The organism is Pseudoxanthomonas taiwanensis (assembly GCF_010093135.1).
In the GTDB taxonomy this organism is placed as follows: domain Bacteria; phylum Pseudomonadota; class Gammaproteobacteria; order Xanthomonadales; family Xanthomonadaceae; genus Pseudoxanthomonas; species Pseudoxanthomonas taiwanensis.
In genome coordinates this window covers 1-10,870 of the sequence record NZ_PDWK01000079.1, presented here as the reverse complement: position 1 = coordinate 10,870, position 10,870 = coordinate 1, and the positions used below count along the sequence as shown (strand labels likewise).

The window sequence follows — 10,870 nt, the reverse complement described above, 5'->3', positions numbered from 1 at the left end:
CAGGCCAGCCTGGAACTGCACGGAATTGATGCTCATGACGCCACCTCGTCGCCTTCAGGTGGCCGTATGCTCGGCGGTGGGCGACGCACATCCTGCGACTGGCGGCTGAGGGTCGGGGCTAATCAGGTTGCTCGATGACCGGGCGCGGTGGCCGGACATGCGCGCCTGGGCCCCTTCCTGCCGCGCCGGGGATCGCTTCAAATGACCACAGGAACGGAACGGGAGCAGGGCGTCTTGGCGGGGTCGGGGCTGGAGCACACGGGCGGAGGCGGGCGCGGTTGGTGGCGCCTGGTGCCGTGGCTGCGCCGGGGCCCGGCCGTGCTGCTGCTGGCCGTGCTGGTGCCCGGCCTGGCCTTCCCGCCGCCGTTGCCGCGCGCCTCCGGCACCGCCCCCGTGGCCCCCGCGCGCGACGGCACGCCGCTGCGCGCCTTCGCCGACGCCGGGGGCGTGTGGCGCCATCCGGCCACGCCGGCGACGGTCTCGCCGCTGTACCTGCAGGCTCTGCTGGCCTACGAGGACCGCTGGTTCCGCTGGCACCCCGGCGTCAACCCGCTGGCCCTGCTGCGCGCGCCCGGGCAGTGGCGGCGCAGCGGCGGCAGCGTCTCCGGCGGTTCCACCCTGACCATGCAGGTGGCGCGCATCCTCGAGGGCGGGCAGACCCGCAGCCTGCCGGCCAAGCTGCGGCAGCTGGCGCGCGCCCTGCAGCTGGAGGCGCGTCTGTCCAAGGACCGGATCCTGCAGCTGTACCTGGAGCGGGCACCGTTCGGCGGCACCATCGAGGGCGTGGAGGCGGCCAGCTGGGCCTACCTGGGCAAGCCGGCCGCGCAGTTGTCGCACGCCGAGGCGGCGCTGCTGGCGGTGCTGCCGCAGGCGCCCAGCCGGCTGCGCCCGGACCGCCATCCGGAGGCCGCGCGTGCGGCCCGCGACAAGGTGCTGGCGCGCATGCAGGCACTGGGCGTATGGCCGGCCGAAGTGGTGGCCGAGGCGCGCATGGAGCCGGTGGGGGCGCGCTCGCTGCAGGTGCCGGTGCACGCCGCGCTGCTGGCCGAGCGCCTGCGCCGCGGGCAGCCGCACCGGGCCCGCATCGCCACGACCCTGGACGCGGACCTGCAGCGGGCGCTGGAGGAGCGGGTGGCCGCCTACTTCGCCACCCTGCCGCCGCGCACCTCGGCGGCGCTGCTGGTGGTGGAGAACGCGACCATGGAGGCGCGCGCGTACGTCGGCTCGGTCAGCTTCGGCGACGCCCAGCGCCTGGGCCACGTGGACATGGTCCGGGCCTGGCGCTCGCCCGGTTCCACGCTCAAGCCGTTCCTGTACGGCATGGCCCTGGACGAGGGCCTGATCCATTCCGCGAGCCTGCTGGTGGACGCGCCGCAGGACTTCGGCGGCTACCGCCCCGGCAACTTCGGCGAGGCCTTCCATGGCCCGGTGGCGGCGGACGAGGCCCTGCGCCTGTCGCTCAACGTGCCGGCGGTGGACCTGCTGGACCGGGTGGGGCCGGTGCGCTTTGCCGCGCGCCTGGAGCACGCCGGCATCCCCCTGCGCATGCCGCGCGGGGCGCGGCCGGGCCTGCCACTGATCCTGGGCGGGGCTGGTGTGCGCCTGGAGGACCTGGTGGGCGGGTTCGCCGCCCTGCAACGCGGCGGCCTGGCCGCGCCGGTGCGCTACACCCCGGAACAGCCCCTGGCCGAGCGCCGCCTGCTCTCGCCCGGCGCGGCCTGGATCGTGCGCGAGGTCCTGCAGGCCAACCCGCGCCCCGGCGCGTCCGCCGTGCTGGCCTCGAGCCGCCCGCCCGTGGCCTGGAAGACCGGCACCAGCTACGGCTTCCGCGACGCCTGGGCGATCGGCGCCGCCCGCCGCTATACGGTGGGGGTGTGGGTGGGACGGCCGGACGGCACCGCGCTGCCCGGCCAGTACGGGGCGGTGACCGCGCTGCCGCTGCTGTTCGAGGTGCTGGACAGCCTGCCGCGCGCACCCGGCGACGCCGATCCGGTGCCGCGCCCGGCCACGGTGGAGGCGGGGGGGGGGTGCTGGGCGCTGGGCCTGGCCGCGGCGGACCCGCCGCCGCCGCTGTGCCGGCGGCGCCTGCAGGCCTGGGTCCTGGACGGGGCGGTGCCGCCCACCTTCCCGGAGCGCGATGCGCGGCTGTGGAGCGCCGGGCGCGAGCGCTTCCGGGTGGACGCGGCCACGGGCCTGCGCCTGTCGGCCGACTGCGCCCGGCCGCACCCGGAGCGCGAGATGGAGATCGCGCGCTGGCCGGCCCTGCTGTCGCCCTGGCTGTCGGCCGCCGAGCGTGCCGCCGCGACCCTGCCGCCGCTGTCGCCCGACTGCGCCCCGGACGGCCGCGAGGCGGCCCTGGCCCTGCGCATCCGCGGCATCGCCGACGGCGCCACCCTGGCGCCGCCGCCCGGAAGCGGGCACGGGCTGCGCCTGCAGGTGCGCGCGCTGGGCGCGGCCGGGCCGGTGCGCTGGCTGCTGGACGGACGCTGGATCGGCCAGAGCGAGGGCGGCCGCGGCTTCGAGTACGACTACGCCCGTGCCGGCGACGGCGAGCACGTGCTCACCGCCCTGGCCGACAGTGGCGCCTGGAGCCAGGTGCGCTTCCGCGTGACGGGGGTCGGGCGCCCGGCGCCGGCCGGGATCGCGATCGGCGGCCGAGGCGGCGGCTCAGTCCAGCGCGGCCAGCACGTGCTCGGCCGAGGACACGCGGAACTCGCCGGGCGCCTCGACGAACAGGTGCCGGACCACGCCGTCCTCGGCGTACAGGGCGAAGCGGCGGGCGCGGATGCCCATGCCGTACCCGCTGGCGTCCATCTCCATGCCCAGGGCCCGGGTGAGGTCGGCGTTGCCGTCGGAGACCAGCTGCAGGCCGTCGGGCACGTTCAGGGGGCGGCCCCAGGCCTGCATCACGAACGGGTCGTTGACCGCCATGCAGACGACGTCGATCCCGCGCGCGCGGAAATCCTCGAAGTGGCGGATGTAGCCGGGCAGGTGCTTTTCCGAGCAGGTCGGGGTGAACGCGCCCGGCACCGCGAACAGGACCACCTTGCGCCCGTCGAACAGGGTGCGGGTGTCCACGTTCTCCACGCCCTGGCGGATGCACTTGAGCACGACCTCGGGGATGCGGTCACCAACTTGCACGGTCATGGCAGGGCTCCTGTGTGCGGGGGACCTGTGCCGGCCCAGGCTGGGGCCAGTGTAGCCCCAGGCACGGGGCGCGGGTGAACGCCGGCACGCGCATCTTGACAACGGGAGTTGAAACCGGTCCGCCCGCACCCATCTACGGGGCATGGCCGCGCGGGCCTCCGCCTGCGGCCCCCGAGCAAGGAGAACCACCATGACCATCGTCCGCTACAACCCCGTGCATCCGCTGCAGAACCTGCAGGACGAGTTCAAGCAGGTCTTCGAGCGCTTCTTCGGCGAGGCCGCCGCCGTCGCCGACCAGTCCGACGTGGTGACCAGCCAGTGGGCGCCGCGCGTGGACATCAAGGAGGAGGACGACCGCTTCGTCATCTTCGCCGACATCCCGGGCGTGGACCCGAAGGACATCGAGGTGCAGATGGACAAGGGCATCCTCAGCATCCGCGGCGAGCGCGCGAGCGAGCAGAAGACCGAGACCGAGCGCTACGCCCGCCGCGAGCGCGCCTGGGGCATGTTCTACCGCCGCTTCGCGCTGCCGGACAGCGCCGATCCGGACGGCATCACCGCCACCGGCCGCAACGGCGTGCTGCGCATCGACATCCCCAAGCGCCCGGAGACCACGCCGCGCCGCATCCAGGTGCAGTGAACGGCACGCGCCGGCGGCTTTCCGTGGCCGCCGCGCCCGGCGCACCGCGGCGCATCCGCGGCCGGGTCCGGGCACCGGACCCGCTAGAATCCCGGCCCGTGGCGCGCGCGTCACGGGCCGTGGTCGTTTTCCCGGCCCGGCGCATGCGCCGGGCGCAGCCGCATTGATGGTGATCGGATGGAATTCAAGGACTACTACGCGATCCTGGGCATCGAACCGGGTGCGGGCGAGGCGGAGATCAAGTCCGCCTACCGGCGGCTGGCGCGCAAGTACCACCCGGACGTGAGCAGGGAGCCGGACGCGGAGGAGAAGTTCAAGGCCGTCAACGAGGCCTACGAGGTCCTGCGCGATCCGCAGAAGCGCGCCGCCTACGACCAGCTGCGCGCGCGCGGGTACCGCCCCGGCCAGGAGTTCCATCCGCCGCCGGGCTTCGACGGCAGCGGCTTCGACTTCGAGGAGATCTTCGGCGACTTCGGAGGCCGCGGCGGCTTCAGCGACTTCTTCGAGAGCCTGTTCGCGCGCCAGCGCGGGGCCGGCGCGCGCGGCGCCGGCCCGCAGCAGCCGCGTGGCGACACCCGCGCCAGGCTGAGCGTGCCGCTGGAGGCGGTGTACCGCGGCGACAGCGTGCGCATCACCCTCAACGGCCGCCAGCTGGACGTGAAGGTGCCCAAGGGCATCCGCGCCGGGCAGGCGATCCGCCTGGCCGGGCAGGGCCGCAATGGCGGCAACCTGCTGCTGGAGATCGAGTACCAGGCCCATCCGCAGTTCGAGGTGGACGGGCGCAACATCCTCTACACCCTGCCGGTGCAGCCGTGGCAGGCGGCGCTGGGAACCACGGTCAACGTTCCCACGCTCGGCGGCCCGGTGGAGGTGAAGATCCCGCCGGAGTCGGACTCCGGCCGCAAGCTGCGCCTGCGCGGCCGTGGCCTGCCCGGCGATCCGCCGGGCGACCAGATCATCGAGCTGGAGGTGCAGGCGCCGGCCCCGGTGACCGAGGCGCAGCGCAAGGCCTACCGCGAGCTGGCCCGCGCCTTCGGCGAGTGAGGCCTCAGGCCCCGGCCGGCGGCGCGGTGCGCTCGGCCAGCAGGCGTTCGATCACCTCGGCCAGCTCCGGCTCGGCGAAGGGCTTGGTGAGGTAGGCGCGCGCGCCCTGGCGCAGGCCCCAGGTGCGGTCGGTCTCCTGGTCCTTGGTGGTCACCAGCACCACCGGGATGTCGCGGGTGGCCGGATCGCGGCTGAGCGTGCGCGTGGCCTGGAAGCCGTTGAGGTTCGGCATCACCACGTCCATCAGGATCAGGTCCGGCAGCGCGCTCCTGGCCAGCTCCACGCCGGCGGCGCCGTCCTCGGCGGTCAGGGGCTCGTGCCCCAGCTTCTCGACGATGCGCTGGATGCCCAGGAGCTGGGGCGGAGAATCGTCCACGATCAGGATCCGTGCCATTGGCTTCCCCGAGATGGTTCCCCTGTGGCCCCGCAGTGTAGCCGCAGCCTGCCGGGGCCGGAAGCCCGCGCCCCGGCGGGCCGGTCCGGGCCCGCATTCGGGACGCCACCGCGCCGGGACCGCGTCCGCCGAGCCCGTGCGTGCGCCCACGCCCAGGCTGCCGGTGCCGGCCTCACGCCGTCTTGATCCGCCGCCGGTGGCGCGGGAGTAGGCTTGCCCGCAGGCCCGAAGGGCGGCAGGGATGAAGAAGCCAGGCGCCGGTTCGGCCGGCAGGTTCGAGGGCGCGCTGCAGCAGCGGCGCCGGCAGCGCGCGCGCCGCATCCTGCTGGCGACCGGCGTGCTGATGCTGCTGGTCGGCGCCTTCTGGAGCCTGTTCTTCGCCGTGCAGGGCGCCTACCTGCACGCGGCGGTGGAGCTGGTGCTGATGCTGCTGGGCGCGCTGGTGCCGCCGCGGCCCAGCGCGGACGCACCCGGGCCGCCTCGTGGCTCGCCTTCGCCGGGCTGCTGGCCTACGTCTGCTTCTTCACCGCCTTCCTGGATGTGCAGACGGCCACCATCCCGCGCACCACCCACCTGTTCCTGGTGGTGCTGGCGGCCGGCGCGCACTTCGTGTTCCGCGACGAACCGCAGTGGCTGCGCTACGTCTGCGTGGCCGTGTTCCTGCTGGCCTTCATGTAGTTCGCCGCCCAGCCGCAGGGCGTGCCGGGGCCGTACGCGCTGCACGACGGACTGCGCCGGGTGGGCATCTGGTTCAACCTGCTGAGCGTGGCCGCCGCGGTGGTGGTGATCCTGCACCTGCAGGAGAGCGACGCGGCCGCGCGCCGCGAGCTGCATGCCGAGCTGCGCGGCGCCCTGGCCTCGCGCCGGTTCGAGCTGTTCTACCAGCCGCAGCTGGGCGCCTCCGGCCGGGTGTTCGGCGCCGAGGCGCTGCTGCGCTGGAACCACCCGGCGCACGGCCTGGTCGGGCCGGGCGGGTTCATGCAGGCGGCCGAGGAAACCGGCTTCGTGCTGCCGCTGGGGCAGTGGGTGCTGGGCGAGGCCTGCGCGCAGCTGCGGCGCTGGCAGGACGACCCTGTGCTGCGCGGGCTGCGGCTGTCGGTCAACATCAGCACCCTGCAGCTGCGCCAGCCCGACTTCGTGCCGCAGGTGCTGGACTGCCTGCGCCAGAACGGAGTGGACGGGCGACTGCTGACCCTGGAGCTGACCGAGAGCGTGCTGATGGAGGACATGGAGGCGACGGTGGCCAAGATGCAGGCCCTGCAGGCGGCGGGCGTGGGCCTGTCGCTGGACGACTTCGGCACCGGCTACTCGTCGCTGTCCTACCTGCACCAGATGCCCTTCACCGAACTGAAGATCGACCGCGCTTTCGTCGCCGGCATCGTCGGCGACACCCAGGCCAGCAGCATCACCCGCAACCTGCTGCGTCTGGGCCACGACCTGGGCGTGGAGGTGATCGCCGAGGGCGTGGAGACGGTGGAGCAGTACGAGCTGCTGCTGGGGCAGGGCTGCCGCCTGTTCCAGGGCTATCTGTTCGGCCGGCCGACGGACCTGGCCACGTTCGAGGAGCGGGTCGCGGGGCGGGCCGCCTGAGGCCGCGCGCCGCGGCCGCAGGGCGGGATCAGCCCAGGCGCACCACGGTGCGGCCCAGCGAGCCGCCGGCCAGCATGGTGTCGAACACCTCCGGCAGCTGCTCGAGGGTGACCTCGCGGGTGCAGATGGAATCCAGCCGTGCCGGTTTCCATTCGCCGGCCAGCAGTTCCCAGATGCGGCCGCGGATGTCGCGCGCGGTGCCGGCCGAGCCGATGCCCAGCAGCGACACGCCGCGGATGATGAAGGGCATGACCGTCAGCGCGTCCAGCTGCGCGCTGGCCGCCAGGCCGGCCGAGGCGACGTTGCCGTAGGGTGCGGTCTGCGCCAGCAGGCTGACCAGCATCGGGCCGCCGACGTTGTCCAGGCCGCCGCCGAAGCGCACCGACTCCAGCGGCCGGCGGCCTTCCAGCACCTCGCGGCCCAGCACCTGGCTGGCGCCGAGCGACCGCAGGTAGCCGGCCTGGTCGGCCTTGCCGCTGATGGCGTGCACCTCGTAGCCGGCCTTGCTGAAGATCGCCACCGCCAGCGAGCCGACGCCGCCGGTGGCGCCGGTGACCGCCAGCGGGCCCAGCTCCGGCGCCTGCCGGTTCTCCTGCATGCGGTACAGGGCCAGCGCGGCGGTGAAGCCGGCCGTGCCCAGGATCATGCTCTGGCGCAGGTCCAGGCCGGCGGGCAGGGGAATGGTCCACTCCGCCGGCAGGCGCACGTAGGCCGAGTAGCCGCCGTCGCGGGTCTCGCTCAGGCCGCAGCCGGTGGCCAGCACCGCATCGCCCTCGCGGAAGCGCGGATCGGTGGAGGCGACCACGTGGCCGGCCACGTCGATGCCGCCGACCAGCGGGAAGCGGCGCAGGATCTTGCCCTTGCCGGAGCCGGCCAGGGCGTCCTTGTAGTTGACCGAGGACCAGGCCGCCTTGACCACCACCTCGCCGGGGGACAGGTCCTCCAGCGCCAGCGTCTCGATGCCGCTGCGGTAGCCGGCCTCGTCGTTGTGGATGCGGAAGGCGGGGAAACTGTCGGGAATGGCCATGGGGCATGCGTTGCGGACTGCGAAGGCCCGACTTTAGCCGCGGGCCGGTGGCGGTGCCAGTGCGGACGCGGGTGGCGCGGCGGCGCGCGCCGGCCGGGTCACTTCATGATGCTCAGGCGCTTCTCGTCGATCCACTTGGAGGCCTGCGCCGGCTGGTACGTGCGCATCCAGGCCAGCATGGCGTCGATGTCGCTGCCGTACCACAGGTCGGCGCGCTGGTCCGGGTGCAGGAAGCGTTCGGCGACCATGCGGTCGATCATGCCGATCAGCGGCGCGTAGAAGCCCTCGATGTCGAGGAAGGCGCACGGCTTGTTGCTGATGCCCAGCTGGCGCCAGGTGAGCATCTCGAAGATCTCCTCCATGGTGCCGAAGCCGCCGGGCAGGGTGACGAAGGCGTCGGACAGCTGGAACATGCGCATCTTGCGCTCGTGCATGGAGCCGACGATCTCCAGCTCGGTCAGGCCGCGGTGGGCCACCTCCCAGTCGGCCAGCTGCTTGGGGATCACGCCGGTGACCTGGCCGCCGGCCTCCAGCACGGCGTTGGCCACGGTGCCCATCAGGCCGACATTGCCGCCGCCGTAGACCAGGCGCAGGCCCTCGCGGGCGATGCGGGTGCCCAGGGCGATGGCCCGTTCGGCGTAGGCCGGCTTGCTGCCGGGGTTGGAGCCGCAGTAGACGCAGATCGAACGCATGGATCGGTTTTCCGTGGACGCTGTATGGCGGTCCGGAAAGCGCCGGGCCGCGGGGGCAGGGACGGCTCCGGGGGAGCCGGGAAAAGCACGAAGCCGGGCATGGCCCGGCTTCGCCGTCGGCGCCCCTGGCGGGGCGCGGATGCCGGTGCGGGAACGGGCGCAGGCGGGCCGCCCGTTCCGGACGCGGGCTTCAGTTGGCCTTGTGGATGGAGCGCTTGTCCACGGCCATGGCGGCGTCGTGGATGGCTTCCGACAGGCTCGGGTGGGCGTGGCAGATGCGGGCCAGGTCGTCGGCGCTGCCGTGGAACTCCATGGTCAGCACGCCCTCGTGGACCAGCTCGGACACGTTCGGGCCGATCAGGTGCAGGCCCAGCACGCGGTCGGTCTCGGCGTGCGCCAGCACCTTGACGAAGCCCACCGGCTCGGCCATGGCTACGGCGCGGCCGACGGCCGCGAACGGGAAGCTGCCGGCCTTGTACGGCACGCCCTCGGCCTTGAGCTGCTGCTCGGTCTTGCCGACCCAGGCGATCTCCGGCGAGGTGTAGATGACGTACGGGATGGTCTCGAGGTTGACGTGGCCCGGCAGGCCGGCGATCAGCTCGGCCACGGCGATGCCTTCCTCGAAGCCCTTGTGCGCCAGCATCGGACCGCGCACGCAGTCGCCGATGGCCCACACGCCGTCCACGCCGGTGTGGCAGTGCTCGTCCACCACGATCTGGCCGCGCTCGTTGAGCTGCACGCCGGTGCCCTCGGCCAGCAGGCCGCGGGTGGCGGCGCGGCGGCCCACGGCCACCAGCAGCCTGTCCACCACCAGGGTCTTCTCGCCGTCCTTGTCGGCGTAGGTGATGGTGACTTCCTTCTTCTTGCCCTTGCCGGTGACCTCGGCTTTGCTGACCTTGGCGCCCAGCTGGATGTCCAGGCCCTGCTTCTTGAACTCGCGGGCGGCCAGCCTGGAGACCTCGGCGTCGGCGGCCGGCAGGAACTCCGGCAGGGCCTCGAGGATGGTGACCTCGGCGCCCAGGCGGCGCCACACGCTGCCCAGCTCCAGGCCGATCACGCCGGCGCCGATCACCGCCAGGCGCTTGGGCACCTCGGTGAAGTCCAGCGCGCCGACGTTGTCCACGATGTACTCGCCGTCGAACTTCGCGAACGGCAGCTCGATGGACTCCGAACCGGCGGCGATGATCACGTTGCCGGCGGCCAGCTCGACTTCGGCGCCGTCATGCTGCTTGACCTTGACCACCCGGTTCGGGTGCAGGGTGGCGAAGCCGTAGTACGGGGTGACCTTGTTGGCCTTGAACAGCATGGCGATGCCGCCCGTGAACTGCTTCACGATGCCGTCCTTGCGGGCGATCATCTTCGGCACATCGATCTTCGCGTCCTTGACGCTGATGCCGTGCTGCTCGAAGGAGTGCACCAGGTTGTGGTACTGGTGCGAGGAGTCCAGCAGCGCCTTGGACGGGATGCAGCCCACGCGCAGGCAGGTGCCGCCCAGGGCGGGCTTGCCGTCCTTGCCCAGCGCGGCGTCGATGCAGGCCGTCTTCAGGCCGAGCTGGGCGGCGCGGATGGCGGCGTGATAGCCGGCCGGGCCGGCACCGATGACGACGACGTCGAATTGTTCAGCCATTTCCAGTTCCTTTCCTGTCCCTTCCCGGGGCGGGTCGGGTGCCCTGGCGGGGCGGGGAAGGCGGCGGGCCGCGGCGGCGCAGGGCGCGGGCGGCGGCCCGGAGGAGACGGCCCCGCCGCGGCGGGGCCGTTGCCATTACAGGCCGAACAGCAGGCGGTTCGGGTTCTCGAGCTGGTTCTTGATGTCCACCAGGAACAGCACCGCGTCCTTGCCGTCGATGATGCGGTGGTCGTAGGACAGGGCGATGTACATCATCGGCGCGACCACCACCTGGCCGTTCTCGGCGATGGGGCGCTCCTTGATGGCGTGCATGCCCAGGATCGCGCTCTGCGGCGGGTTGACGATCGGCGTGGACATCAGCGAGCCGAAGGTGCCGCCGTTGGTGATGGTGAACGTGCCACCCTGCAGGTCCTCCAGGCCCAGCTTGCCCTCGCGCGCCTTCTTGGCGTAGTCGGCGATGCCCTTCTCCACGTCGGCGAAGCTCATGCGCTCGACGTTGCGCAGCACCGGGGTCACCAGGCCCTTGTCGGTGGCCACGGCGATCGAGATGTCGGCATAGCCGTGGTAGATGATGTCGTCGCCGTCCACCGAGGCGTTGATGATCGGGTGGCGCTGCAGGGCGTTGGCGGCGGCCTTCACGAAGAAGCTCATGAAGCCCAGCTTGATGCCGTGGGTCTTCTGGAACTCCTCGCCCAGCTCCTTGCGCGCG

At 73.0% G+C, this 10,870-nt stretch carries 10 protein-coding genes and 1 pseudogene; 5 read left to right on the top strand and 6 right to left on the bottom strand.

Going from position 1 to position 10,870, the window contains the following annotated elements:
- Nucleotides 1-201 precede the first annotated feature (201 nt).
- Nucleotides 202-2,610 (top strand): annotated as a pseudogene (gene pbpC, locus CR938_RS12505) (penicillin-binding protein 1C); the annotation flags it as partial.
- A 57-nt stretch (nucleotides 2,611-2,667) separates the two neighbouring features.
- Here pbpC and CR938_RS12500 read toward each other — a convergent pair.
- Nucleotides 2,668-3,147, bottom strand: a complete 480-nt coding sequence (locus tag CR938_RS12500; protein ID WP_162125331.1) for a peroxiredoxin — start codon at nucleotides 3,145-3,147, stop codon at nucleotides 2,668-2,670.
- A 190-nt stretch (nucleotides 3,148-3,337) separates the two neighbouring features.
- Between CR938_RS12500 and CR938_RS12495 the strand changes: the two genes are divergently transcribed.
- Nucleotides 3,338-3,787 (top strand): Hsp20/alpha crystallin family protein, encoded by a 450-nt coding sequence (locus CR938_RS12495; protein WP_162125330.1) that lies wholly within the window; start codon nucleotides 3,338-3,340, stop codon nucleotides 3,785-3,787.
- A gap of 177 nt (nucleotides 3,788-3,964) precedes the next feature.
- Nucleotides 3,965-4,831 (top strand): DnaJ C-terminal domain-containing protein, encoded by an 867-nt coding sequence (locus tag CR938_RS12490; RefSeq protein WP_162125329.1) that lies wholly within the window; start codon nucleotides 3,965-3,967, stop codon nucleotides 4,829-4,831.
- A gap of 4 nt (nucleotides 4,832-4,835) precedes the next feature.
- Here CR938_RS12490 and pilH read toward each other — a convergent pair whose 3' ends face one another.
- Nucleotides 4,836-5,225, bottom strand: a complete 390-nt coding sequence (gene pilH, locus CR938_RS12485) for a twitching motility response regulator PilH (protein WP_162125328.1) — start codon at nucleotides 5,223-5,225, stop codon at nucleotides 4,836-4,838.
- A 540-nt stretch (nucleotides 5,226-5,765) separates the two neighbouring features.
- Here pilH and CR938_RS12480 point away from each other — a divergent pair.
- Both CR938_RS12480 and CR938_RS12475 read left to right on the top strand, forming a co-directional pair.
- Nucleotides 5,766-5,903, top strand: coding sequence for a hypothetical protein (locus CR938_RS12480; RefSeq protein WP_162125327.1), 138 nt, complete (start codon nucleotides 5,766-5,768; stop codon nucleotides 5,901-5,903).
- Between the two features lie 21 nt (nucleotides 5,904-5,924).
- Nucleotides 5,925-6,815, top strand: a complete 891-nt coding sequence (locus tag CR938_RS12475; RefSeq protein WP_162125326.1) for a putative bifunctional diguanylate cyclase/phosphodiesterase — start codon at nucleotides 5,925-5,927, stop codon at nucleotides 6,813-6,815.
- A gap of 28 nt (nucleotides 6,816-6,843) precedes the next feature.
- Here CR938_RS12475 and CR938_RS12470 read toward each other — a convergent pair whose 3' ends face one another.
- The 4 genes from CR938_RS12470 to CR938_RS12455 form a co-directional block, all read right to left on the bottom strand.
- A complete protein-coding gene (locus tag CR938_RS12470) occupies nucleotides 6,844-7,842 on the bottom strand; it encodes a YhdH/YhfP family quinone oxidoreductase (protein WP_162125325.1) in 999 nt (332 codons plus the stop codon).
- Between the two features lie 98 nt (nucleotides 7,843-7,940).
- A complete protein-coding gene (locus tag CR938_RS12465; protein ID WP_162125324.1) occupies nucleotides 7,941-8,534 on the bottom strand; it encodes an LOG family protein in 594 nt (197 codons plus the stop codon).
- Nucleotides 8,535-8,724: 190 nt separating this feature from the next.
- On the bottom strand, nucleotides 8,725-10,161 hold the full coding sequence (lpdA, locus tag CR938_RS12460) for a dihydrolipoyl dehydrogenase (RefSeq protein ID WP_162125323.1): 1,437 nt from the start codon (nucleotides 10,159-10,161) through the stop codon (nucleotides 8,725-8,727).
- A gap of 135 nt (nucleotides 10,162-10,296) precedes the next feature.
- Nucleotides 10,297-10,870: 2-oxo acid dehydrogenase subunit E2 (locus CR938_RS12455; protein WP_211365232.1), on the bottom strand; the 574-nt coding region annotated here is incomplete at its 5' end.